Below are 25125 nucleotides of genomic sequence, written 5' to 3'. Positions count from 1 at the left end.
ATTGGAAAGGGGATCTTGAGCTGATTGGCGGAAGCGGTGCAGCAGTTTCAATCCAATTTTTCTGATCAGTTAAAGACAAAAATGTCTGACATCAACGCAATGTATCGGACGTGCTTCAACCTGATTTTTCGGAAATCTGTGCTGTGGCGCGCCTTGGTGATTGCCAATGTTACCTCACTCAAACGACCAGAAGAAAATGATCAATACACAGGAAACAATTAAAAAAACATCAAATTATATCAGAAATTCAGCAACGTTTAAAATATTTTCTATTGGTATCCTGGTCTTGGTGCTGCTGATACCGACCTCGATGATAAGATCACTGATAAATGAAAGAGAACATCGAAAAAATTCTGTTGTCGATGAGATCAGCAGTAAATGGGGAAACAGTCAGACAATTACAGGTCCATTCATCACCATTCCGTATAAAAATTTCTATAAAGATTATAAGGATAAAACAAAATACGACTTGCATTACCTGCATATTCTGCCCGAAGAGCTGAGTATTTCAGGAAAGATAAGGCCAGAGATACGATACCGAAGCTTATACGAGGCAGTAATGTATAATGTCAATCTCGATATTCATGGAAAGTTAAAAATTCCAGAATTATCTCAATTAAATATAGAAGACAAAAACATACTGTGGGATAAGGCTTTTTTTTCGATTGGGATTAGTGATCTTCGAGGAATTCAGGAAAGAATAGAGATAAAATTCAACGGATCAGTTTATAACTGCAACCCGGGACTGACAACGACAGATTTGGCCTCATCTGGAGTCGGTACCTTGGTACGTTCATTGCGTCCTGAAGGGAGCAATACTTTTTCATTTAAAATCAACATAAACGGCAGCGAACAGCTGAATTTTATCCCGGTCGGTGAATCCAGCAATGTAACGCTTCGTTCTCCTTGGCCTTCTCCGAGTTTTAACGGCGCGTTTCTTCCGACATCAAGAGCGGTAAACAATCATGGTTTTACAGCGAGTTGGAAGGTGTTGCACCTGAACAGAAATTACCCCCAATACTGGGTTGATAACCAATATAAAATTGAGCCGTCAGCATTTGGCCTTAAGCTGATATTAACGACTGATGTGTATCAAAAGACGACGAGAATATTGAAATATGCAAGTATGTTTATCATCTTTACGTTCGCAGCTTTTTTCATTTCAGAAATAATCAAAAAGCGTAAGTTGCATCCTATCCAGTACATTTTGATCGGTCTGGCAATATTAGTGTTTTACACTTTGTTGATTTCGTTGTCGGAATATATAAAATTCAATCATGCATATATAGTTTCCGCTCTATCTATCACCATCATGATTACAGGATACGCGTATGGGATATTAAGAAATAAAAGATTTGCATATACTGTTTCAGGAATACTTGCAATTATGTACTTGTATTTGTTCATTGTGCTGCAACTCGAAGATTATGCGCTGATCATGGGAAGTGTGGGGCTTTTTGTTATTCTCAGCAGTGTAATGTACATCACCAGAAAAATTGATTGGTATGCAATAGAAACCAATTGATAGCCTGGTAGTCAAAGTATTGACATGTGGTTGCGGGCGGTATGACGCTTCGTTTCATGCTGCCCCGGGAATAAACCTGGTCATGGTTCGCGGCAATACGGCCAGCGGCATTTCATCTTGTAAAGGGATCATGAAGAAAGTCTATGTATTTAAAAGCGTTTCTGGTTTAATCTTTCTGATTCTGATGGCGAGTGTCATAGGAGCGAATATGATGGTCAACACCTACAGCCGATTCACCTACGACACTGTCGATGAGATTGCGCCGGTCTATTCAGCAATCGTTCTGGGGACCTCGAAAAAATTGAAAAATGGCCGGGAAAACCAGTATTACAAAAATCGGATCCTGGCCGCAGTGCAGCTGTATCAGGCTAATAAATGCAAGAAAATCATTGTCTCGGGCGACAACCGGACAATGGGGTATAACGAGCCCCGGGACATGAAAAGCGATCTCATCCTCCTGGGGGTGCCGGCAGAGGTTATTGTCTGTGATTACGCCGGCAGACGAACCCTGGATTCGATCATCAGGTTCAAGGAAATTTTCGGCCAGACCGCCGGCATCGTCGTGTCGCAACAATTCCACAACAATCGAGCGGTCTTTATCGGCAGACACAAAGGTATCAGGCTGAATGGCTTCAACGCCGAAGATGTCAACGTCCACAATGGCTTGAAGACCCGAGTTAGGGAACTGGTTTCAAAGCTTTTCTGTGTCCTCGATGTCAAGATTTTCAATACCCGTCCACGTCATTTAGGCGACAAGATCGTAATTTGAGGCGGAAGGCTGCCTCCATGCCGGGAATTCACGCCGATTTCAGTCAATTGTAAAACTATTAGTTTCTGGTTGACAATATTGAAGGGGAGCTTGTTTCCTGTCATCCTGGGCGAGGGTTGAAAATCTTGTCCTCTTCCGTGGAGAATTCTCCCGGCAGGCGAAACGGCAGGGTGAGCAGACCTGAATCCTACCTTGATTTAAATTGATTGCAGGAAGATACGATGCCCTCGCTTCGCTCTCCATTGCTGTCGATGTAGTACTACGCAGCCGCGAGCCTTGACGGTTTCATCGCAACGGAGGATGACTCGGAGGACCGGCTTTTACCCGCCGGGTGCCGAGCCCGGTATTGCGCCGGGTGTCGGTCCGTCGGATGGGCCCCGGCATGGCAGAGATCAGTGCTTCAATCCCGAAGCCGGGATTGATGTTGCCGGAGCCGATGGCCTGGCGCTTGCATGGGGATCGTGTTGCATATATCGCATATTGCATCTATAAAGATGGCCTGAGGTTGAAAGTGGGTGCGTGAAATAGTTTGTTTGAACGATCAATCGTTGCGGTGGAGCTGGCGATGGAACTGGTCCCGGAGATGCTACCCACAGCACGATCCCGTCGATGCGACGGTCTAAGAAAATGTCAGGTGAGTATATGGTGAATGTATCCGAGTTCGTCGAGAGAATACAAGCGAACGAGCTCTTGAACAAAAATGAAATACTGCCACTGATTACCGCCCCTCTGGATGTAATCTGCAGTGGCGCCGATAGGATCAGGCGGCATTTCAACAAGGACAGATTCGATATCTGTTCCATAGTGAACGCCAAAAGCGGCGTGTGTTCCGAAGACTGTAAATTTTGTGCCCAGTCGCGCAGGTATGCGACGAACACCACGTATTACGAGCTGGTCGACAACGATGTCCTGATTCAAACGGCGATTTATTGCCATGCCAGGGGAGTGAGAAGATTCTCCATCGTTACATCCGGGAAAAGATTGTCGGATAACGAAATCGACCGTATCTGTCATGCCGTCCGCCAAATAAAAGCAACAACAGCATTGGGGATCTGCGTATCGATCGGTTTATCGACGGAAGATCAATTAGTTCAACTGAAAGACGCAGGGGTTACACGAATACATAACAATCTGGAGGCATCGGAAAACTTTTTCCCCAAAATATGCACGACACATACGTTTCGGCAGAAGGTTGAAACGATATTGACCGCTCAACGGTATGGTTTTGAAATCTGCTCAGGAGGAATTATCGGACTGGGTGAAACTTTCGAAGACAGAATTGATCTCGCCTTTGCCGCTCGCGAGTTGAATGTGGTCTCCATGCCGATCAATATCCTGAACCCGATTCCCGGCACGCCCTTCGCGACCAAGGAAAAGCTCAGCGAGGAAGAGGTGTTGAGGACCATCGCCATGACCAGATTCATTCATCCCGCATGTGTCCTGCGACTGGCAGGGGGGAGGGCACTCCTGGCCGACAACGGCAGGCGCTGCTTCACCTCCGGCGCCAATGCGGTGATAACGGGCGATATGCTGACGACAAGCGGCAGCCAGGTGGAGGACGACATCAGGATGATAACCTCTCTGGGCTATTCCATAGAGGGAGAGGCGCTCAGGTAGCGATGCACAGGAAATGCACCGATGCTGGTCTCTATCGGCAGGTGCAAGAGGATCGAGCTGAACGGCGACAACGCCCGTGAGGTCAGCGCCTCCAACGACCTGAAGACAAGAATATGGGAACTGCTTTCAAAACTTTTTTGGGTCTTCGATGTCAAGGCATCCAATGCCCGACCCCGACATTTAGGGGAAAAGGTAGCGATTTACCAGTTGAAATCGTTGAACATAATCCGGGATTATACACTTTGAGTGCAGGTTGAACCGATGTCCCCTTCGCTTCGCTCTCCATTGCTGTTGATGGCCGTTGCCGCCACCGTCGGCCTGCTGGTCGCCTCCGGGTGGTCTCCCTATGACCGGGCCACGTGGGTCATGGAGGTCGTGCCGGTCATCATCGCCTTGCCGGTTCTGTTGCTGACCTACCGGCGCTTCCCGCTCACCTCGCTGCTGTACCTCTGCATCTTCGTCCACGCCATGGTGCTGACGCTCGGCGGCGCCTACACCTATGCCCGGGTGCCGCTCGGCTTCCAGATCCAGGAGCTGCTGGGGCTGGACCGCAATCCGTACGACAAGATCGGCCACTTTGTGCAAGGATTCGTCCCGGCCCTCGCGGCTCGGGAAATTCTGCTCCGCGGGGGGTATGTCCGGGGTCGGTCGATGCTGGCCTTTCTGGTGATATGCGTCGCTCTCGCCATCAGCGCCACCTATGAGCTGATCGAGTGGGGGGCGGCGCTCGTTCTCGGGCAGGGGGCGGACGAGTTCCTCGGCACCCAGGGCGACCCCTGGGATACCCAGTCCGACATGTTTTTCGCCCTGCTGGGGGCGATATCGGCGCTCGTCTGCCTCGGATGGCTGCACGATCGGCAACTGCGGCGGCTCGCTGTCGAATCTTCCCGGGAAGGGGGACATCCGTCATGATCAAGGTTGCCGTCGTCGTCGCCGTCCTCATACTCATTGTTGTCGTGCTCTGTCGCGGCAATATCCAGCGCTCTCTGCTCTATTACCCCGGATCGTATTCGCTGGCCGAGGTGCGGCGCTCTGCCGCGGCCGGCGACCGGCTGCTGTGGCCCACCGATGACGTCGACTACTACGGCATTATCAGCCGCGATGGACCGGCCGCCTTCAAGGGCACGATCGTCGTCTGCCACGGCAACGCCGGGGCGGCGGTCGACCGCGGGTACTATATCGCCGCCCTGGAGCGACGGGGCTACCGGGTGGTGGTGCTCGAGTATCCGGGATATGGCGGCCGGCCGGGCGAGTTGAGCGAGGGGAGTTTCGTCGCCGATGCCCGCCGGGCGGCGCAGCGGGCGCGACAGGAATTCGGCGGGCCGTTGTACGTCTGGGGCGAGTCGCTGGGATGTGGCGTCGCCTCCGCCCTGGCCGCCGATGCCGATCTCCGCCCGCAGGGCGTGGTCCTGATCACCCCGTGGGACTCGCTGGCCAACGAGGCCAGGGTCCACTACCCCTGGCTGCCGGTCAGGCTGCTGCTGCACGACCGCTACGACAATGCGGCCAACCTGGCGAGTTATACCGGGCCGGTGGCGGTGGTCATGGCCGGGCGGGATGAGATCATCCCGAACCGATTGACGAAGGCGCTGTACCGCTCGCTTGCCCAGCCCAAGCGGCTGTGGACCTTTGCCGAGGCCGGTCACAACGATTGGCCCAACCATCCGGGTGCCGGGTGGTGGGATGAGGTCCTGGAGTTTTTGACCACCGGGGAATGAGCGGTCCAGCTTCGGCCATGGTCTCCGGTTGTCAATGACGGTCAGCCGGGCTCCCTTCCGGAGGGCCTCCTCGCGGCGATGTTCCGGCAACGGGTGGGCGGTCGGGTTCGGGATGACCGGGGGAATGGCGGACCGGGGGCCGATCACAGAGTGGAGGATGCGATGGGAATTTACCGGCATATCGATGGTGTCCAGGTGGCGGCCGCTTTTTCACCCTGTCGAAGGTACCGCTACCGGCTCGAGGTCACGCGCAATGCACCTGGCGGCGGCCATCCGCTGACCGTGTGCGCGATCCTGCAGAATCCCAGTGTCGCCGACGCCGATATCGCCGACCGCTCCGTCCAGTTTCTTGAAAAATTGGTATTCATGAAGGGGGTCCCCCAGTTTGCCGGGGTGGGCAGGCTGATAATCGTGAATCAGTTCGCCTTGATCCAGACCAGAGGGTTCGTCGGGGCGGAGACGGATATCGGTCCCGACAACGATCGCCACCTCGCCCGGGCGATTGCCGAAGCCGATATCATTCTCATCGCCTGGGGCAAGAGCAACGCCTTTGCCTCCAGGAAACAGGTGGTTGACCGTCTCCTCGCAGAGCAGAGCGACAAACTGCTGCTGCAGGGGAAATCTCATCCCTCACGGGCGAGTTACACCGGTTATGTCGCCACCCGTGTCGTCTGACCAGACCTGCCGGAAGCGGTTCGTTGCTGCCGCAGTCTCGGATACCCGCGACTGCTTTTTCCGGCCAGGGAAAATATGGTGCAACCCGTCCCGGGAGCTTATCGGCGCTTGTCAGCTTCACTGGTGATTTCAAGATGCTCCAGTTTGTCGATGGCGTAGGTCGTGTCCTCGAGCAGGTCGGTGTGGTTTGCCTCCAGCGTCACCTCCGTTCCATCGAGGCTGGCCAAGTGGAGCGAATCGGCGGCGAGGTGGACGTGGCGGGCGGTGATGATCACGAAATCACGGCCATAGGCCCGGAACAGCAGCGCTCCGGGGAAGAGGGCCTGCAGCTCGGTGGCGATTTTCTGCATCAGCAGGTTGCCCTGCTCCCAGCCCAGGCGCAGATTGTACTGCTCCAGATTGTTGACATGGAGGCTGTGCAGGCAGTGAAATTCCCGCAGTACCTGGTTGTTGCGCAGCATGATCTGGAGGTAGTCCTCGTTGTAAAGGCCCGTGAGCTTGTCGCTGAAAAAGTACAAAAATCTGCGTTGTTCCATCTGGTTTCTGGGAAGTTGGTTGATGGATTCGGGGATCTCCACATTGCGCAGCGCGATCAGCCCGGCGGCGACAACGTCCGGGTCGAATTGGCTGCCGCCGAGGGTGTTCAGCTCCCGCAGGGCCTCGTCAACCGTCTTGCGCGGCTTGTAGATCCGGTTGGTGGTCATGGCGTCGAAGGAGTCGGCAACGACGATGATCCGCGCCAGCAGGGGGATGTCCTTGCCCCCCAGGTGATCCGGGTAGCCCATGCCGTCATGGCGCTCGTGATGATGGCGGATGATCTCGGCCAGCTCCCGGTACATGGGAATGCCCGCCAGCATGACGTGGCCGGCGGAGGCATGATTTTTGATCAGGTCGTAATCGAGGGCCGAGAGTTTGCCCGGCTTGAGCAGCACCGAATCAGGGGTGGCGATCTTGCCGATGTCATGGAGGATCGCCGCCTGCTGCAGCAGATCGATCTGCTCCTCGGCAAGTCCCATCTGCAGGGCAAGCAGCCGGCTGTACCGGGCGACCCGCAGCGTGTGCCCGGCGGTATAGGTGTCGCGCTGGTCGATCATGTCGGCAAAGGATCTGATGGTCTGCTGGTAATTCTCGATCCGCGCCCGTTCCAGGCCGGCCACCTGTTCCTTCTGGCGGAAGGAGTTGACGGCAAAACCGATGTTGCCGGCCAGTTCCTCGAGCATGGCGATCTCCTCCGGCTCGAATCCTTCCCGGCGCATGGTATAGACGCAGAGCGCCCCCAGCGGAGCGGAGTGGCGGTCGGCACGCAGCGGCAGGGCGACGACCGCCCGAAACCTGCCGGTCGTGGCCGGATCGGGGCCGGGGGTGGCATCACCCTCCCCCTCTTCCCTGACCATGACCACGGTCCGGTTCGTCGTGATGCAGCGGCCCTCGGCTGACGCGGCGAAGAGACCGGTGGGATCGAAGGGGTTGAAGGGCGGCTCGCCCGGCAGCCGGAGGGGGGCGTCGGTGCTGAAAACCGTGTCGACCAGGCCATCGTGGAGCAGGCCGATCCAGCAGTAGCCGTAATGGCTGTGTTCGCTCATCGCCTGGCATGCCGCGGGCAGCAGGGTTTCCAGGTCGGTGGCCGAAATCAGCAGACCGTTGACCTCGGCGATCGTCTCCATGATCTCGCGAAGATACAGTTCCTGGTCAAGCAGGGTGTTGACCCGGCTGGTCCGCTCGACGACCTTGTCCTCCAGCGTGGCGTTGAGTTCGTCCACCTCTCTGTTCTTTTGCCGCAGCCGCCGGTTGAGGCGGAGTATGTAGAGCGAGGTCAGGAGAACGACGGTGACGAGGAGCAGCATGACCGCGAGCTGCCGCCAATAGCGGCGGAGGACGTCGTTGAGGGTGAACTGGCCGAAATCGGCATAGGGGCCGATGCGCAGGTCGAGCAGACAGTCGTGCACCGGCTGGTAGTTCAGCGGTGCGGCCCATCCGGCGCTGTTGCTGGCCCTGGCGGCGGGATCGTCGCTATCCATGGCCAAAAGGGCCGAGGCGACCCGGCGGGTCAGCTCGGCGGGGGTGGTCCTGATCGCCGCCATGGGCCATTCCGGATACAGGGCGGTGCTGAGTTTGAAGGGGAAGCCGGCGACCTGCCGCTCGTTGAGAATCCGGAATTCGTCGAGCTGGATGCTGCCGGCCTCGGCCATGCGCTCCAGGGTGTCGGTGCGGACCGTCCCCGCGTCGACCGTACCGCTCTGCACGGCCTGAACCACGGCGTCATGGGTGTTGCCGTACTCCAGTGAGGCGAAGAAGCGGAGGGGATCGATGCCGAGACGCTTCAACTCCCGCCAGCAGACCAGCCAGCCGCCGAAGGAGCGCGGTTCGACCGCCATGAACCGGCGGTTGCGCAGGTCCTTGATTCCCTTGATGTCATGGCGGTCGGCCCGGGCGAAGACGACGCCGCCGAAGGTGGTGGTCTGCTGCCCCGGCAGATTGCGGTTGATCAGGGTGGCGATCCGGTTGACCCCGTACAGTTTTTCCAGTTCCACGTAAAACGCGGAATTGGCGAGGACGAAATCGATCTTCGCTTCCCGGGCGGCATCGTGGATCTCGGTGAAATCGAGGGGGACGAGGTGGAAACGGTGGCCGGGCAAGCGGGCGGTGAGATAGTCGGCGGTCGCGGTCCACAGTTGGACGTCGATCTCCGAGCCCCGTTTCGCCAGCAGGCCGATCCGGACGTCACGGGCGGCCTGGGACCGGGCGTCGCCGGCCGCCAGGAAAACGGGCAGCAACAGCAGCAAGGCCAGGAGAACGCGGTATATTCCCGATATCATGTTCGATGTTCGTTGCGGATAAAGCACTGGCGCCTCCGTCGAAAAAACGTCCGGCCATCTGCTGCCGCCGACATCTCTTCGGCGATCAGGCGGCCGGAGATGCAGGCCCGGCAGGCCTGTTGCAAGATTACCCGGGCGCACATCTCCTTTCAACTCCTCCGGAGGCGACGGCGAACATTTGCCCCCACCGTGGCCTGGAAACCCACGGTTTCCATACCGTGCCGCCCGTCGGCCGATGGAGGAGCAGACCGGCGCACCGGCTGGCAGGGCAGCGTTAGTGGACGGAGAGGGGGCGATGAGGTCGGAAAATTTTCCCCATCGTGCTGAAAAGTCGCGATACGCTACCTGCCGCTCGTCGCTGCGATGACCACGAACGCGCCGTGGCCATGTCCTGGCCGCAGCGGCTCGATCGCCCGTGTCTCGGCCAGAGAGTGGGCGAGAGTCTGGACCCGGGCGTGGATTGAAAACCCTGAGTTCGACAGGAGCCGCTCCACCTCGACAGTGGAATGGAACGTGGCGTCACGGTAAAACACGTTTTCCGCCTGATGTGCCAGATACTCCTGGCCCAGGGGGCTCTCCCGGTCGATGAAGCCGAGCACCAGACGCCCGCCCGGCCTGAGGATCCGGTGCACCTCGGCCAGCATCGTCGACGGGGAATCGACGAAGCAGATGGTGGTCACCACCAGGGCGTGGTCGAAGCTGGCGTCCGCGAAGGGCAGGGCTTCGGCCGTACCCTCCACGACCTTGATGCCACGCCTGGCGGCGCGGACCAGCATGGCCGGGGAGGGGTCCACCCCCACCTGCACACCCAGAGGCGCGGCGAAACGGCCGCTGCCGACGCCGATCTCGATGCCCCGCCCCAGCCAGGGAACGAATGGCCGCAGGGCGAGCAGTTCCGAGATGTAGGCGGCCTGGTGCTTTTCGAACCAGGCCTCGTAGCGCTGATGATGCGCCTCGAAGGGCGCGATCCTAGGCATGCCGTAGCACCCTCCCGCAGCGCCTCGACCATCCGACGGTTGTCTCCCGGCAACGATGTGGTGAGAGGCATAGAGCCCGGGCCGCCGCAGAACTCGATGTCTTCATGGGTGAGCTTCCTGCCCCGGCCAGTCCTGAAAATGGAGTCCCGAATTCCAGCATGTCATCTTCCTTTTTTGGGGTTGGTGGCCGTTGTCGGCGGGGCACGGGACAGTCGCGGATCGCCGGCAACCGTGACTGGCGACCGGTGATGGTCGCGCGTGCTTGCCTCTGCCGGGAAAATGAACAAATCGATCGCTCATCGACTCGCCGCCTCGTTCTGTTTGTCCAGTTCACGTGCCACCTGCAGAAAAACCCGGCTGGTCTCGGAATCAGGCGCCGACACCAGGAGCGGCACGCCGTTGTCGCCGCCGCGCCCGAGCTCAAGATCGAAGGGGATCGCGCCCAGCAGCGGCAGGCCGGTTTCCCGGCTCAGTTTCTCGCCGCCGCCATGGCCGAAAATCTCTATCGGCTGCGACGAATGACCGCAGCGGAAGTACGACATGTTTTCCACCAGACCGGCGATGCGCAGGCGGTGTTTCTGAAACAGGGTGACCGACCGCCGCACATCGATCAGGGACACTTCCTGCGGGGTGGTGACCATCAGGATCGAGGCCTGGGGAATGGCCTGCGCCACGGTGATGGAGGGATCCCCGGTCCCCGGCGGCAGGTCGATGACCAGATAATCGAGCTCGCCCCACTGCACCCGCTCCAGCAGGTGACGGATCATCTTCGAAACCAGGGGGCCGCGCCAGATAAACGCGTCGGTCTCGCCGGCCGTCATGCCCAGCGAGACGACACGCAGACCGAATTTTTCCCTGGGCAGGATCATTCCCGCTTCTTCTTCGAGGGATTCGGGCAGGGCCAGCATCAGGGGGACACTGGGGCCATAGACGTCGGCGTCGAGCAGTCCCGTACGCAGCCCGTTGCGCGAAAAAGCCAGGGCCAGGTTGACGGCAACCGTGGTCTTGCCCACCCCGCCCTTGCCGCTCGCCACCGCGACGATATGGCGGACCTTTTCGATCCCCTTGAGCGGCACCCTGGGGAACAGCCGCTGCAGCTCTTCCTCGCTCAGGGTAATGACATTCACCTTCACCACCGAGACATCGGCCAATGCCCCTGCGGTTTGTTCAATATCCCGGACAAATTTTTCCTTCAGGGGACCATGGTCCGATTTCAACGCCAGGGTCAGGGTGACTTCCGTCCCCCGGACCGCGATGTCGCGGATCATCCCCAGGTCGATCAGCGGTTTCTTCAGGCTGGGATGGATGATTGCCCGCAATGCCGCGCCAATTTCCTTTTCCGTCATCATCTTTGTCTCCTTTGCCCCCGTCACTGCTGTTTTCAGCTGGTTGACTCCATTTGTCCCGCATTCCTGCCGGCATATTCTTTCGCCTTGGCCTGCACCATGGACAGGACGTCGTCGGCGTCGCGTTCCTTCGCGAGAAGAATTTCCGCATTGCTGTTTCCCAGCACAAACTGCGGCCCTGTGCCGGCCTGGTCTTGGTGGGAGATCAGCACATCGAGTCCGTTTGCGAGCAGCCGTTCACCCTGCCGTGAAGGGCCTTGAGCAATTCAGGATGCAGTGTTCTCATTGCCTGCTTGGCGACGCCCTGGTGTATCTGTCGACTTACCGGCGGCATCGCCCCGTTCCTCTGCCCATTCCCTGTCCCCGGCCCCGTCCCATGCCCTGCCCCATGCCGGGGCGGCATTCCTGCCCGGCAGCTGCAGCGGAGTCCTCCTTGAATTCACTGCGCTGAAACCTGGCCAGCGCCTCCTGCACGGTATCGGCGGCGGATGCCCCTTCAAAGACCTTGATATTGCAGGCCTGCAGGGCCTTGGAGGCATTGGGGCCGACAATACCGGTCACTATGGCCTGCACTTCCTTGTCCGCCATGACCTGGGCCGCGGCGATACCTGCTCCCTGGTTGCCGGCGGCAGCCGGGTTCTCAAGCACCTCGCGTGCCATGCTCTCGGTATCAATGATCTGAAAATAGGGAGCCCTGCCAAAGGCGGTGTCCACCCTGGAATCCATGTCTTTGCCGCTGGCGCTTATGCATAGTCTCATATCGTCCTCTACTGTGGTATTGTCTGCCCGATCCGGGCACGTTCCCCTGGCCATTGACCTGTGGGTTTCCTGCGCTTCGCCGAAAAAATTAAAGGCCTCCACCGGAATCGTCTGTTCCTTTGGAGGCCTTGCAAACGTAATTTCAAAAAAACCTCTTTCATTGGAGTCCTCCTCCGTGTCGAGGTCGTTCAAATGAACATATGTTTATAATATTTCTTCGCCACCGTGAAATCAAGTGTCACAATGTGTCACAGACGGGTGGCGCTTGTCCTCCGCCGGGCTGTGGATGTAAGATTGGATCGGGTCCAAACCCTGATGCGGCAGAAAAGTATCAGCCGCCTCGGTTTCGTCCGGGCGCCGGCCCGGCCAATCTCCGGCAGCGCCAACTCCCGGCGGAGAAGGAAGGGGATGGATGCCTGTCGCTGTGACGAAAGCATGAAGGGATGGCATGAATACCGCAAAGATGAGCCTGTTATGGACACAGGACTCAGGGGGGTGCAGCCGCTATGACCACTGAAACTTTTTCGCTGAACCGGCGGAGTCTCGCCCGCCGCCGGCGCCACCTTCACCCTCCTCGCCTGGGGATTCGCCTACGCGTTTCTGGCCTGCCAGATGTGGATCCCGGCCAGCTTCGGCGGCGATCCTGCCGCCGGTCGACCCCATACCTTCCTCGAATTGCTGTCCCTGAGCTTCAACAACCTGTCGGCCACCGGCCTCGGCGATATCGTCCCGCTCACCCCGCCGGCGCGGGTGCTGGTGATGCTCGAACAGTTCGCCGGTGTCGCCTATATCGCCGTGGTGGTTTCCCGGCTGGTGGGGATGACGATTGTACGTTACCGGGGCAAGGGGACATCCTGACCCCGGCAATTATCCTTCCCGGACCGTCAGAAATTGGTTGCGGAACGCCATCCCGTTGTTTTTCGGTTTATTTCCACAGGTACAACATATTGTAGATAAGACTTGAGCGGCCAATAAATGTGGTGTATAAACTGACTCGATTGCCGCTTTACGCAGACTGTGCCGGTCGGTTTGACCTGTCATCTATTGCGTAAATTTCAACGCCGTGGGGCACGGACAGAAAATCATACCACTGCAAATTTTCGACACCTTGAGGAGGGTGGGAGATGGCGCCGGATTTGACGAAACAGGTGTTGACCAGTACCGCTGAGACGGTACTGGCCAGACGGTACTATTTGAAAGATGCCGAAGGCAACCCCACCGAAACCTGGGAGACGCTGTGCCGCCGGGTGGCGGGGGCCGTGGCGGCGGTCGACCGGGAACCCGAGCAGGTCGGGCTGCTGCGCGATTCCTTTTTCAACCTCATCTATCACATGGATTTTCTGCCCAATTCCCCCTGCCTGATGAATGCCGGCACCGATCTCGGCCAGTTGTCGGCCTGTTTCGTCCTGCCGATCGAAGACTCGATGGACGGTATTTTCTCCGCTATCCGCAACGGCGCCCTGGTCCACAAGACCGGCGGCGGCACCGGCTACTCCTTTTCCCGCCTGCGCTCGAAGAACGCCTCCGTCCGTTCGACCCAGGGCGTCGCCTCGGGGCCGCTGTCCTTTGCCGCCGTCTTCGATGCCGCCACCGAGACGATCAAGCAGGGCGGCAAGCGCCGCGGCGCCAACATGGGGGTCCTGCGGGTCGATCACCCCGACATCATGGATTTCATCGCCGCCAAGGAAGATCAGAGCCGCTTCAACAACTTCAATTTCAGCGTCGCCATCACCGATGCCTTCATGCAGGCGGTGGAAGAGGGAGACGACTATGAACTGATCGAACCGTCGACCAGAGAGGTCACGGCGGTTTTGAGCGCCCGCGCCGTGTTCGAGAAGATCGTCGATCTCGCCTGGCATAACGGCGAACCGGGGGTCCTGTTCATCGACGCCGCCAACCGCGCCAACATGACGCCGCAGCTGGGCGAGTTCGAGGCCACCAATCCCTGCGGCGAGCAGTGGCTGCTGCCCTATGAGAGCTGCAATCTCGGCTCGATCAATCTCGCCAATTTCGTCCGCGGGGGAGAGGTTGACTACACGCGGCTGAAGCATGTCACCCGGATCGCCACCCATTTCCTCGACAACGTCATCGACTGCAACCGCTTCCCGATCCCCGAGATCGAGGAGATGACGCTGAAGACCCGCAAGATCGGCCTCGGCATCATGGGGATGCACGACATGCTGATCCAGCTCGGCATTCCCTACGCCGGCGAGCCGGGGCGGCAGCTGGCGGCGACGGTGATGAAGTTTATCAGGAATACGGCCGAAGAGCGCTCGATGGAACTGGCGGCCGACAAAGGCCCCTTCCCGGCCTACGATCCGGCCGTCAACGACTATCCGGCCCGACGCAATGCGGCCCTGACCTCGATCCAGCCGACCGGCACCGTGTCGATGATCGCCGATTGCGCCTCGGGCTGCGAGCCGTACTACTCGATCGTCATGGTCAAGCACGTCATGGACGGCGACCGGCTGATCCTGGTCAACAAGTACTTCGAACAGATCGCCCGCGCCGAGGGCTTCTATTCGGAGGAGCTGATGAGCCGGGTCGCCGACAGCGGCACGGTCATCGGCCATCCCGAGATCCCCGAAAAATGGCAGGAGGTCTTCCGCACCGCCCAGGATATCAGCCCCGAGGACCACATCCGGATGCAGGGGATCCTGCAGCAGAGCGGCGTCGACAGCTCGATCTCGAAGACCATCAACCTGCCGAAGTCGGCGACCCGCGAGGACGTCAAGCTGTCCTACATCACCGGCTACAGGCTGGGCTGCAAAGGGCTGACCGTCTATCGCGACGGCTCCCGCGATTCGCAGGTGCTCAACACCAAAGACAGCGCGAAAAAGGAGGAGACGGCGGTCGTTTCGACCAGCGGCCCGGTCAAGAAGACCCTGCCCGACATCCTCGACGCCAAGCGCTACAAGCTGAAGGACCAGGACCAGAAGTCGGTGTATATCATCGTCTGCTTCGACGAGAACGAGAAGCCGATGGAGGTCTTTGCCAAGTTCCCCTTCGACAACCGCTTCGATCTCAAGGACAAGTCGACGATGTGGACCACGACCTGCCGCCTGGTGTCGCTGGCGCTGCGCTTCAACGTGCCGATGGACGAAATCATCAAGCAACTCGACCGTTCGAGCGGACATATGCTTGACCTGCCGGCGCAGTTGAGTAAACTGTTCAAATCATTTCTGGCCGGCACCCAGCAGGGATTTTCCAGCATCTGCCCGGAGTGTTCCGGCCGGCTGGTGTTCGAGGAGGGGTGCGAGTCCTGCCGCTCCTGCGGCTACAGCAAATGTTCATAAAGGGCAAGATCATCGACAGCATGGTGTGACGATATGGGAAAAATAGGAAGAAACGACAAATGTCCCTGCCAGAGCGGCAGGAAGTACAAGCACTGCTGCGGCCTGAAGGAGCGTGAGGCCGCGCCGCAGCTCAGCCCCGAGGCGGCCCTGAAGATCACCCTGATGAGCGGGGTCGGAGCGATTCAGGAGGCGGCGCTGGCGAAGCGGGCGGTCAATCGCGAGCTGGGGGTCTTTTTCCTTTATGCGACGGCGGCCGGTGATGCCTGGCTGCTGGAGATGACCGATTGCGACTGCGTCCAGGTGGCGAGAGGCGGCGAGATCCTGGAGTCGCCGATCGATGAGAACCCGGAGATCATCGAGGTCAACTGGAGCCATACCTTCGCCATCCGCGACAAGCGGCTCGAGATCACCGCCTATGCCGACAAATCGGTGCAGGTCCTGGCCGATGCCCCCAGCCGGGAGATCAGCGCCGCGATCAGGCGGATCCGCCGCCGCTTTTCCGACAGCCAGCTGCGGGCCATTCACCTGCCGAACAAGGAGGGCAGTACCGCCGCATGAGCCGGTCGTTGCCGGCCCTGGCCCGTTTCCTGCCGGCGCTCGGGGTCATGGGCGCCATATTCCTGCTGTCGCACCAGCCGGCGACCGACCTGCCGCCGCTGTTCCCGCACTTCGACAAGCTTGCCCATTTTTCGATCTACGGCCTGCTGGCGGCGACCCTGGTCGGCGCCGTCCCCCCGGACCTGCGGCGGCGTCGGCCCTGGGCGGCGGCCGGGGCCATAGTCCTGTGGTGCCTGGCCTACGGCATCGCCGACGAGTTCCACCAGTCCTTTATCCCCGGCCGGTCGCCGAGCCTGGCGGACATAGGCGCCGACACCCTCGGGGCGATCGTCGTCTCCCTGGGGGCGCTGGTTTTCCGGCAACCGTCGGAAAAAACCGGAGAAGAGACGGGCTGAGCCCGCCGTCCGATTGATCCGCCTGACGCACAAAAGGGAGCCGAGGATGTCCTCGGCTCCCTTTTGTGCGTTGTGCCTCCTATGCCGTGATCAGCGCCGCAGCAGGCGGGCCATGTCCTTGGCGAAATAGGTGATGATGATGTCGGCGCCGGCCCGTTTGATCGACAGCAGGGTCTCGGCCATGACGCGGTCGCCGTCGATCCAGCCCCTCTCGGCGGCGGCCTTGATCATCGCGTATTCGCCGCTGACGTGATAGGCGGCGATCGGCAGGTCGAACTCGTCGCGCAGCCTGCTGATGATGTCGAGGTAGGCCACCGCCGGCTTGACCATCAGGATGTCGGCCCCCTCGTCGACATCGAGGGTGGCCTCGCGCAGGGCCTCGCGGCTGTTGGCCGGGTCCATCTGGTAGCCGCGGCGGTCGCCGAACTGGGGGGCGCAGTCGGCGGCGTCGCGGAACGGGCCGTAGAAGGCCGAGGCGTACTTGACGGCGTAGGACATGATCGGCACGGTCTCGTGGCCGTGCTCGTCGAGGGCGGCGCGGATCTCGGCGACCCGGCCGTCCATCATGTCGGAGGGGGCGACGATGTCGGCCCCGGCCTCGGCATGGGACAGGGCGGTCTTGGCGAGGATCTCCAGGGTGGCGTCGTTGTCGACGTCGTTGTTGATCAGGCAGCCGCAGTGACCGTGATCGGTGTACTCGCAGAGGCAGACATCGGTGACGACCATCAGCTCGGGGACCTTGTTCTTCAATTCCCGGATCGCCTGCTGGATGATGCCGTTCTTGGCGTGGGCGCCGGAACCCATCGCGTCCTTCTTCTCCGGCAGGCCGAAGAGGATGACGGAATTGACGCCGAGCTCGAGGCACTCCCTCGCCTCCTGCGCCAACTGGTCGATGCTGACCCGGAACACCCCCGGCATCGAGGCGATGGCCTCGCGCTTGTTTTTTCCCGGCATGACGAAGAGGGGATAGATGAACTGGGCGGGGTCAAGCCGGTTCTCGCGGATCAGGCCCCGAAAGGCCTCGTTTTTGCGCATGCGGCGCGGTCGATATTCTGGAAAAACCATAATCTGCTCCTGTTGTTGAGATGTGAGGGAGACGTTCCGGCCGGATGTCCGGGGCGTCGTCGCTGCCCGGCATGCGTCTGCCCCTTCCGATTGCTTAGCCCTTGCGCGATTCCGGCGAGGTGACGGGGAGTTCGACGATGAAGGTCGAGCCCTTCGGCACATTGTCCTCCACCCGGACATAGCCGTTATGGTCGGAGACGATCGTCGAGACGATGGCGAGCCCGAGACCGGTCCCGGCATTTTTCGTCGAAAAGTAGGGCTCGAAGAGTTTCGGCTTGTTTTCCTTGGAGATTCCCGGTCCGTCGTCGGATATCTTGATGATGGCGCTTTCCCCATCCTGGGACAGGGACAACTCAATGGCGATTGTACCTCCGCCCGGCAGAACTGCAACGGCATTGTCGAGGAGGTTGATGATGCAGCGTTTGATCTGTTCGGCGTCGAAGCTGAAGATCGGGATCGGGGTGCGTTCGTCGCAGTGGAAGACGATGTCGCGGTGCGCCTGTTCGTAGAGGAACAGGGTGTCGCGGGTCAGCCTGGTCAGGTCGGCCGGGGCCTTGTGGATTTTCGGCATCCGGGCGAATTTGGAAAATTCGCTGACCAGGCGCTTGAGTTCGTCGACCTGGGTGATGATGGTGCCGGTGCAGGTATCGAAGACGCCGTCCGCCTCCGCCAGGATCTCCGGGTAACGTTTGCGCAGCCGCTGGGCCGAGAGCTGGATCGGGGTCAGCGGATTCTTGATCTCGTGGGCGATCCGGCGCGCGACCTCGCGCCACGCCGCCACCCGCTGGATCTTCTCTATTTTGGTCAGATCGTCGAAGACGAGGACGAAGCCGAGCGGGTTTCTGCCCTCGTCCGTCAGTCGCATGAAGGTCACCAGCAGCGAGTAGTTGCGGCCCATGATGTTGAGCCGGAGGTGCTGCTCGACGGTGGTCTTGCCGGTGATGTTCAGCTCGTCGATAAAGCCGGAAACGATCGCCGCCTGCTGCGGCGGCAGGATCTCGGAGTAGCGCCGGCCGAGGAACAGGGAGCTGTCGAGGTGGAGCAGTTTTTCGGCGAAGCGGTTGAAGGTGGTGATGTGGCCGTGTTCGTCAAGGGAGATGACGCCGGTGGAGACGCTCTGGAGGATGATCTCGGTATAGCGCCGTCGCTGTTCCGCCTCCTGCGAGCTGGTCTGCAGGGCGGCATGGGCCTCGGCCAGATGGCGGTTGCTGGTGCTGAGGTTGTGGGTCATGGTGTTGAACGAGGTGACGAGCTGGCCCATTTCGTCGTCGGACTCGGCCGCCATCTCGAACTCGAGATCGCCGTCGGCAACGCGGCGGGTGGCGGCGGCCAGCTTTTCCAGCGGACCGGTGATGCCGCGGGAGATGTAGAGCCCGAACCAGATCGCGGCAAAGATGATCAGCAGGGTGACGATCAGCAGGATGACCAGGAGCCAGAACTTGAACGGGTCCTTGAAATGCTTGAGCTGGCGATAGCCTTCGAGTCCCTTCGAGATGACCTCCATCCGTGAGACCTGTTCCCGGCTGACCAGCAGCGAGGTGATCAGGGTCGCGGGCAGATTGCCGACCTCGATCTTGCTGACGCAGCGTACCAGGTCGCCTTTGGGCGTCTCCTGGATGATGGTCCGGCGCTTGCCGCTGGTCTTGACCTCGCGCATCAGGCTGAGCGGGATCCGCGGCAGGCTGACGTCCTTGAGGTCGGGGCTGACGACCGAGATCTCGAGATTGTTGTCGTCGGAGATCAGCGCCAGGCTGTCGGGGCCGTTGATGGCGTTGAAGGCGAGGATGTGTTCGAGTGAGAGGTTGATTTCGAGGGCGTTGGCGGATTGCAGATCCAGCTGCTGCAGCCGGTCTTCGACCCCCCTGCTCATCTCGCCGACCTGCTCTTCGGTCTCGAGGAGCAGGGACTGGGCGAGCTTCAGCGATTCCTGCAGCGAGTTTTCGATGCTGGTGTTGAACCAGTACTCCATGCTGGTCGAGACGAATTGCAGCGAGACGAAGAACAGGAGGATGGTCGGGATCAGGGTGAGCGAGAGAAAGGAGATGATCAGTTTGGTCTTGAGCTTGCTGCCCAGGCGGTTGATCCGCCTCTCGAACAGCAGTTCGGCGAGGTTGCGGAGAACCAGGAAGAGGACGAAGAGGACCAGCAGGACGTTGAGGTTGAGCAGGGCGAAGATGAGGATGTTGTTGCCGGTCGGCAACGTCGTTTCGTGCTCCAGCAGCGATCCCTGGATCCAGACCGACAGGGGGATGAAGCCGAGGCAGATCACGATGACCCAGCGGATCAGGCGACGTTTCTGGGCGAGCTGCTCCGGGGTGTAGGGGCGTTTTTCCGGCGCCTGATCGTCGTTCGGCAAAGGCATGTTCCGTGCTGGAGGCGTCGGCTTCATCAGGGCCTGTCGGGTGGTCCGAGTTTAAAGGTAAGGGTGTGCCAGTCGGTCTTGATATCCCACCATGACACGAACGGGACGACATGCTGCAGGCTCAGGGGCAGGGTCTTGTTGAACAGTTCGGCCTTGACCTGAAGGGTGTAGACGGCGTCCGGCGACAGTCGCGACAGTTCTATGACCTTGATGCCGTTGAGGTCGTTGAGGACACTCTGGGCATCGAGCAACGAGGCGAAGGCATGGCTGCGCCTGTCCTCCTCGAGTTCGACACGGTAGATCTCCTTGAGGATATCGTAGGTCAATGTGTGGGTGAAGGATTGCGAGACGACGACCTTGTCGGCGGTCGAGCCTGTCCGTTGACGCAGTTCGATGAAGAAGGAAAAGCGGATGGGGAGGCCGCTGTGCAGACCTTCCAGCATCTCTTCGGTGAAACTGTTGCGGAGGGAGCCGAACAGCAGCAGGTGGGTGTCGGAACCGGTTGCGGTGAGATCGACGATCGCCGCATCTTCATTCTCCTCCGCCCCGGCCGGGGACAACCCCTGGGTGGCGAGCGCGATCAGCAGCAGAAGGAGAACGATTCTTTTCAACATCGATATGCGAACGTATTGTAATAAAGGCAGTGTCTGCACGATTCCGGGATGGTGCCGGGGGCGGGATACGCCGACAATCTACCTGAAATGATAACGACTGTCCATCGCTTGTTCCCGCGGGGCCAGACCCGACGGCTCCTGCCCGGGCGTCCGGCATTAGACCTTGACAAACGGCGGCCGGGGGACTACATGTGCATATACACGGTATAATGTGCATATGCACATCCGGAAACATACGATAATTTTATCAGCAGGAGAATGAAAATGCGAGTAGCGATACCAACCGATCGTCCCGGCGGGTTGGATGCCGCACGATCGGATCATTTCGGTCATTGCGAGATCTTTACCGTCGTCGATCTTGATGAACACAACGCCGTCACTGCGGTCGAGACGGTGGCGAACGGTTCGCACGCGGCGGGCGGATGTCTGGTCCCGGTCAGGATCCTCCACGATGCCGGTGTCGACGCGATCGTCGTCGGCGGCATGGGGGCCAGGCCGATGCAGGGTTTCGCCGAGGTCGGCATCAAGGTCTATTTCGCCAATCGCGACGCCGTTCCCAGCGTCGGCGCGGTCATCGACCATCTGGCTGCCAACCAGCTGCCGGTGATGCATCCGGACCAGGTGTGCCAAGGCTCAGGTAATTGTCATCATTGACAGAATCGTTGCTATTTGGACCGATCATCAGTATAAGTCGATAACAACCTTCCCGGCAGGCCGTTGTTTGCAGGCCTGCCTCAATCTCCACCCAGATGCCGTTGATGTCACCACGACCAAAAAAAATCCGCCACTGCCAATGCAAGTTCTGCGGTCGGGCCTTCAAGCCGACCGGTACCCCCTTGGCCGAGCTTGAACAGGTTCACCTGTACCAGGATGAGCTCGAGGCCCTGCGTCTGTGCGACAGCGAGGGCCTGACTCAGGAAGAGGCCGGTCAGAGGATGGGGGTGTCGCGGGGAACAATCCAGAGGATCATCACCCTGGCCAGAAAGAAGACGGCCACCGCCCTCACCGAGGGGCAGGCCCTGATCTTCGTCAATGAGGACGAGCCGGCATAAGTCGTCCCTCGCCCCGTAATCCTACTCGAGACCGTTCTGTGGTCGGTCCCGGAAGCACTCCGCCCGGCGGCCGGCGAGGCCGACGCTTGTTGACCGGTTCCGCGGCTCAGATATTCTCGCGGGTCTTGTGGAACTCGACGTCCGGCCATTTCTCCATGAAGAATTTGAGCATCCATTCGCTCTGCGACAGGTAGGTCAGGAACCCTTCCGCATCGTAGGCCAGGGCCATCTGGTTCTTGCGTTCGAATTCCGCCATCTTCTTTCTGTCGCCGCAACTGACCCAGCGGGCGGCCTGGTAATCGACCGGTTCGTAGACCGCCTCGACCCCGTACTCGTTCTTCAGCCGGGCCATCGTCACCTCGAACTGCAGGACGCCGACCGCCCCCATGATATAGTCCGGGCCGATGATCGGCCGGAACACCTGGATCGCCCCCTCCTCGGCGAGCTGCACCAGCCCCTTCTGCAACTGCTTCATCTTCAGCGGGTTCTTCAGCAGCACGCGGCGGAAGTGCTCGGGGGCGAAGTTGGGGATGCCGGTGAACTTCAGCTCTTCCTTCGGGGTGAAGGTGTCGCCGATCTTGATCGTGCCGTGGTTGTGCAGGCCGATGATGTCGCCGGGATAGGCCTCCTCGACGTGGGAGCGTTCCTGGGCCATGAAGATCGTGGCGTTGGCGAGGGTGATGTCCTTGCCGAGCCGGTGGTGGCGGACCTTCATTCCGCGGCTGAAGGTGCCGGAACAGATGCGGAGGAAGGCGATGCGGTCGCGGTGGGCCGGGTTCATGTTGGCCTGGATCTTGAACACGAAACCGGAGAAGGCCTCCTCCTGCGGCCTCACCACCCGGGTGGCCGACTGGCGCGGTCCGGGCGGCGGGGCCATTTCGACGAAGGTGTCGAGCAGTTCGCGGACCCCGAAGTTGTTGATGGCGCTGCCGAAGAAGACCGGGGTCTGGCTGGCCGAGAGGTAATGGTCGTACTCCAGCGGGTTGGCCGCGCCGTCGAGCAGTTCGATATCGGTGCGCAGTTCGTCGGCCTGGTGACCGAGCAGCCGATCGAGTTCGGGGTCGTCGAGGCCGTTGATGGTGATGCCGGGGCTGAGCCGGCTGTCGTGGCCGGCGGTGAACAGGTGGAGCTGGCGGCGGAGGATGTTGTAGACCCCCTTGAAGGTCTTGCCCATGCCGATCGGCCAGGTCAGCGGGGTGCACTCGATCTGCAGCTTCTCCTCGATCTCGCCCATGAGGTCGAGCGGCGCCAGGCCTTCGCGGTCGAGCTTGTTGATGAAGGTGATGATCGGGGTGTTGCGCATCCGGCACACCTCCATCAGCTTTTCGGTCTGGGCCTCGACCCCTTTGGCGCTGTCGATGACCATGATCGCCGAGTCGACGGCGGTCAGCACCCGGTAGGTATCCTCCGAGAAATCCTGGTGACCGGGGGTATCGAGGAGGTTGATCTCGAAGTCGCGGTAGGTGAATTTCATCACCGAGGTCGTGACCGAGATGCCGCGCTCCTGCTCGATCGCCATCCAGTCGCTGGTGGCGTGACGTTCGACCTTGCGCGATTTGACCGCCCCGGCGAGGTTGATGGCGCCGCCGAACAGCAGCAGCTTTTCGGTGAGGGTGGTCTTGCCGGCGTCGGGATGGCTGATGATGCCGAAGGTCCGCCGCCTGGCGATTTCTGCTTCGAGTTGTTTGCTCATGGTGCTATTGTCAAAGATTGTCCTTTGCGATATCGGCAACTGGTATTATAAGAACAGGCTGAGAAGAACACAGCAGAATAGGTCCTTTTTCCCATAATGCAAACAGAAAACCCACTGCCATGCAAAAAACACGCACCGTCCTGGTGACCGGGGGCTGCGGCTTCATCGGCGCCAATTTCGTCCGCCTGCTCCGGGCCAAACGTCCGGAATGGCGGCTGATCAATCTCGACAAGCTGACCTATGCCGGCAACCTCAACAACCTGACCGGCATAGCCGAGGGGCCGGAGTATCGATTTGTCAGGGCCGATATCGGCGATGCCGCCGCGATCGAGGAGCTGTTCGCCGCCGAGCCCATCGACACGGTCGTCCACTTTGCCGCCGAATCCCACGTCGACCGGTCGATCACCGGCCCGGCGGCGTTCATCGCCACCAATATCAACGGCACCTTCACCCTGCTCGAAGCGGCCCGTAAAAGCTGGTCGGGAGCAGGGCGCCAGGACGGTGACTCGCGGTTTCTCCACATCAGTACCGACGAGGTCTACGGCTCGCTCGGGGCCGAAGGGTATTTCCGTGAGACCACCGCCTACGACCCGCGGTCGCCCTATTCGGCCTCGAAGGCCGCCTCCGATCATCTGGTCAACGCCTATTTCCATACCTACGGCCTGCCGACGCTGATCACCAACTGCTCGAACAACTACGGCCCCTACCAGTTTCCGGAAAAACTGATCCCGCTGATCATCCACAACGCCCTGCACGGCAGGAGCCTGCCGGTCTACGGCGACGGCCGCAATATCCGCGACTGGCTCTATGTCGGCGACCACTGCGAGGCCGTGCTCGAGGTCCTGGAGCGCGGGGTGCCCGGCCGCAGCTACAATATCGGCGGCAACAACGAGAAGATGAACATCGAGGTCGTGACCCTGGTCTGCGATATCCTCGACCGCCGTCTCGGCCTGCCGGCGACGGGGATGACCCGCCGCTCGCTGATAACCTTCGTCAAGGACCGGCTCGGCCACGATCGCCGCTACGCCATCGACGCCACCAGGATCAGGGAAGAACTGGGATGGCAGCCGCAGGTCGGTTTCGAGCAGGGCATCGAGATGACCGTCGACTGGTACCTGGCCAACCAGGAGTGGGTGGCCGCGGTCGTCGACGGCAGTTACCAGGAATATTATCGGACGATGTACGGCGGCAACTGAAGGAAGGAGGCTGCGCTCCCGCCAGGGGGCGACAGGGAGGGGCAACGATGCGGATCATTCAGACAGCCATCCCCGAGGTGCTGCTCGTCGAACCGAAGGTGTTCGGCGACGACCGGGGGTTTTTCTACGAGAGTTTCAATCAGCGCCTGTGGCGGGAGCAGACCGGCCTGACGACGACCTTTGTCCAGGACAACCATTCCCGCTCGATCCACGGCGTCCTGCGCGGCCTCCATTACCAGATCCGCCAGGCCCAGGGCAAGCTGGTGCGGGTGGCGGTCGGCGAGGTCTTCGATGTCGCGGTCGATCTGCGCCGCCATTCGCCGACTTTCGGCCATTGGGTCGGCGAGATCCTCAGCGCCGACAACAAGCGGCAGCTGTGGCTGCCGGCGGGTTTCGGCCATGGCTTCCTGGTGCTCTCCGAGTCGGCCGAGTTCCTCTATCGCACGACCGATTACTATGCCCCGGAGCACGAACGCTGCATCATCTGGAACGATCCGGACCTCGCCATCACCTGGCCGCTGGACGGCGACCCGGTGTTGTCCGTCAAGGACACCCAGGGTGTTCCTTTCCGTGCGGCGGAGGTCTACGACGGCGATCCGCCGTCGAGACACGGGGGCTGACGGCGGCATGAGCCGAGAGGCTTGAACACCGCGGCAAAACCCATTAGATTACTGCCAGCCGCACCGGAATGG

At 60.0% G+C, this 25125-nt stretch carries 23 protein-coding genes and 1 pseudogene; 15 read left to right on the top strand and 9 right to left on the bottom strand.

The features are described 5' to 3' along the window. The first annotated feature begins 196 nt into the window (after positions 1 to 196). The 7 genes from creD (at position 197) to HNQ81_RS06330 (ending at position 6304) form a co-directional block, all read left to right on the top strand. Positions 197 to 1525, top strand: coding sequence for a cell envelope integrity protein CreD (gene creD / locus HNQ81_RS06360; RefSeq protein ID WP_221270835.1), 1329 nt, complete (start codon positions 197 to 199; stop codon positions 1523 to 1525). 208 nt (positions 1526 to 1733) lie between these two features. Continuing rightward, positions 1734 to 2294, top strand: coding sequence for a SanA/YdcF family protein (locus HNQ81_RS06355; protein ID WP_240191780.1), 561 nt, complete (start codon positions 1734 to 1736; stop codon positions 2292 to 2294). A 642-nt stretch (positions 2295 to 2936) separates the two neighbouring features. Beyond that, entirely contained in the window at positions 2937 to 3911 is a 975-nt protein-coding gene (gene bioB, locus HNQ81_RS06350) for a biotin synthase BioB (protein WP_183349463.1), read from the top strand. 21 nt (positions 3912 to 3932) lie between these two features. Continuing rightward, positions 3933 to 4157 (top strand): hypothetical protein, encoded by a 225-nt coding sequence (locus HNQ81_RS06345; RefSeq protein WP_183349461.1) that lies wholly within the window; start codon positions 3933 to 3935, stop codon positions 4155 to 4157. Between the two features lie 15 nt (positions 4158 to 4172). Next, on the top strand, positions 4173 to 4823 hold the full coding sequence (locus tag HNQ81_RS06340) for a DUF2238 domain-containing protein (protein ID WP_183349459.1): 651 nt from the start codon (positions 4173 to 4175) through the stop codon (positions 4821 to 4823). Further along, entirely contained in the window at positions 4820 to 5629 is an 810-nt protein-coding gene (locus tag HNQ81_RS06335; RefSeq protein WP_183349457.1) for an alpha/beta hydrolase, read from the top strand. The genes HNQ81_RS06340 and HNQ81_RS06335 overlap by 4 nt, the downstream gene beginning before the upstream one ends. Positions 5630 to 5791: 162 nt before the next feature. Beyond that, positions 5792 to 6304: a DUF1643 domain-containing protein gene (locus HNQ81_RS06330; protein WP_183349455.1), complete on the top strand. Its 513-nt coding sequence runs from the start codon at positions 5792 to 5794 to the stop codon at positions 6302 to 6304. 98 nt (positions 6305 to 6402) lie between these two features. Here the strand turns inward: HNQ81_RS06330 and HNQ81_RS06325 are convergent, their stop codons facing one another. From HNQ81_RS06325 to HNQ81_RS06305, 5 genes are all read right to left on the bottom strand, one after another. Next, positions 6403 to 9120 (bottom strand): PhnD/SsuA/transferrin family substrate-binding protein, encoded by a 2718-nt coding sequence (locus tag HNQ81_RS06325; protein ID WP_183349453.1) that lies wholly within the window; start codon positions 9118 to 9120, stop codon positions 6403 to 6405. Positions 9121 to 9461: 341 nt separating this feature from the next. Next, on the bottom strand, positions 9462 to 10097 hold the full coding sequence (locus tag HNQ81_RS06320) for a class I SAM-dependent methyltransferase (protein ID WP_183349452.1): 636 nt from the start codon (positions 10095 to 10097) through the stop codon (positions 9462 to 9464). A 296-nt stretch (positions 10098 to 10393) separates the two neighbouring features. Next, on the bottom strand, positions 10394 to 11446 hold the full coding sequence (locus HNQ81_RS06315) for an Mrp/NBP35 family ATP-binding protein (protein WP_183349451.1): 1053 nt from the start codon (positions 11444 to 11446) through the stop codon (positions 10394 to 10396). 32 nt (positions 11447 to 11478) lie between these two features. Further along, entirely contained in the window at positions 11479 to 11655 is a 177-nt protein-coding gene (locus HNQ81_RS06310) for a hypothetical protein (protein WP_183349450.1), read from the bottom strand. A gap of 109 nt (positions 11656 to 11764) precedes the next feature. Further along, positions 11765 to 12202: a NifB/NifX family molybdenum-iron cluster-binding protein gene (locus HNQ81_RS06305; RefSeq protein ID WP_183349449.1), complete on the bottom strand. Its 438-nt coding sequence runs from the start codon at positions 12200 to 12202 to the stop codon at positions 11765 to 11767. A 549-nt stretch (positions 12203 to 12751) separates the two neighbouring features. Here HNQ81_RS06305 and HNQ81_RS06300 point away from each other — a divergent pair. The 4 genes and pseudogenes from HNQ81_RS06300 to HNQ81_RS06285 form a co-directional block, all read left to right on the top strand. Continuing rightward, positions 12752 to 13060: pseudogene (locus tag HNQ81_RS06300) on the top strand (ion channel); the annotation flags it as partial. A gap of 266 nt (positions 13061 to 13326) precedes the next feature. Further along, entirely contained in the window at positions 13327 to 15498 is a 2172-nt protein-coding gene (locus HNQ81_RS06295) for an adenosylcobalamin-dependent ribonucleoside-diphosphate reductase (protein ID WP_183349448.1), read from the top strand. Positions 15499 to 15531: 33 nt separating this feature from the next. Then, positions 15532 to 16056 (top strand): SEC-C metal-binding domain-containing protein, encoded by a 525-nt coding sequence (locus HNQ81_RS06290; protein WP_183349444.1) that lies wholly within the window; start codon positions 15532 to 15534, stop codon positions 16054 to 16056. Continuing rightward, complete coding sequence (locus HNQ81_RS06285) at positions 16053 to 16451, top strand: VanZ family protein (RefSeq protein WP_183349443.1); 399 nt, start codon at positions 16053 to 16055, stop codon at positions 16449 to 16451. Before HNQ81_RS06290 ends, HNQ81_RS06285 begins: the two co-directional genes overlap by 4 nt. A 90-nt stretch (positions 16452 to 16541) precedes the next feature. On the opposite strand, the gene hemB is transcribed toward HNQ81_RS06285, so the two are convergent. The 3 genes from hemB to HNQ81_RS06270 form a co-directional block, all read right to left on the bottom strand. After that, complete coding sequence (gene hemB / locus HNQ81_RS06280; RefSeq protein WP_183349442.1) at positions 16542 to 17516, bottom strand: porphobilinogen synthase; 975 nt, start codon at positions 17514 to 17516, stop codon at positions 16542 to 16544. Positions 17517 to 17610: 94 nt separating this feature from the next. Then, a complete protein-coding gene (locus HNQ81_RS06275) occupies positions 17611 to 19878 on the bottom strand; it encodes a sensor histidine kinase (RefSeq protein ID WP_183349441.1) in 2268 nt (755 codons plus the stop codon). Between the two features lie 26 nt (positions 19879 to 19904). Continuing rightward, positions 19905 to 20492: a DUF4390 domain-containing protein gene (locus HNQ81_RS06270; RefSeq protein WP_183349439.1), complete on the bottom strand. Its 588-nt coding sequence runs from the start codon at positions 20490 to 20492 to the stop codon at positions 19905 to 19907. Positions 20493 to 20756: 264 nt separating this feature from the next. Between HNQ81_RS06270 and HNQ81_RS06265 the strand changes: the two genes are divergently transcribed. Beyond that, positions 20757 to 21146, top strand: a complete 390-nt coding sequence (locus HNQ81_RS06265) for a NifB/NifX family molybdenum-iron cluster-binding protein (RefSeq protein WP_183349437.1) — start codon at positions 20757 to 20759, stop codon at positions 21144 to 21146. Positions 21147 to 21250: 104 nt separating this feature from the next. Next, positions 21251 to 21544: a DUF134 domain-containing protein gene (locus HNQ81_RS06260; RefSeq protein WP_183349435.1), complete on the top strand. Its 294-nt coding sequence runs from the start codon at positions 21251 to 21253 to the stop codon at positions 21542 to 21544. Between the two features lie 106 nt (positions 21545 to 21650). Here the strand turns inward: HNQ81_RS06260 and HNQ81_RS06255 are convergent, their stop codons facing one another. After that, positions 21651 to 23237 carry a peptide chain release factor 3 gene (locus tag HNQ81_RS06255; protein ID WP_183349433.1) on the bottom strand — a complete coding sequence of 529 codons (1587 nt, stop codon included), beginning with the start codon at positions 23235 to 23237 and terminating at the stop codon, positions 21651 to 21653. Between the two features lie 119 nt (positions 23238 to 23356). On the opposite strand from HNQ81_RS06255, the gene rfbB reads away from it, so the two are divergent. Together rfbB and rfbC are read left to right on the top strand one after the other, a co-directional pair. After that, positions 23357 to 24433, top strand: a complete 1077-nt coding sequence (rfbB, locus tag HNQ81_RS06250) for a dTDP-glucose 4,6-dehydratase (RefSeq protein ID WP_183349431.1) — start codon at positions 23357 to 23359, stop codon at positions 24431 to 24433. A gap of 47 nt (positions 24434 to 24480) precedes the next feature. Then, positions 24481 to 25053: a dTDP-4-dehydrorhamnose 3,5-epimerase gene (rfbC, locus tag HNQ81_RS06245; RefSeq protein ID WP_183349429.1), complete on the top strand. Its 573-nt coding sequence runs from the start codon at positions 24481 to 24483 to the stop codon at positions 25051 to 25053. Positions 25054 to 25125 lie beyond the last annotated feature (72 nt).

Source organism: Desulfoprunum benzoelyticum (genome assembly GCF_014201505.1).
Lineage (GTDB): Bacteria > Desulfobacterota > Desulfobulbia > Desulfobulbales > Desulfocapsaceae > Desulfoprunum > Desulfoprunum benzoelyticum.
This window is presented reverse-complemented; position numbering and strand designations above follow the sequence as displayed.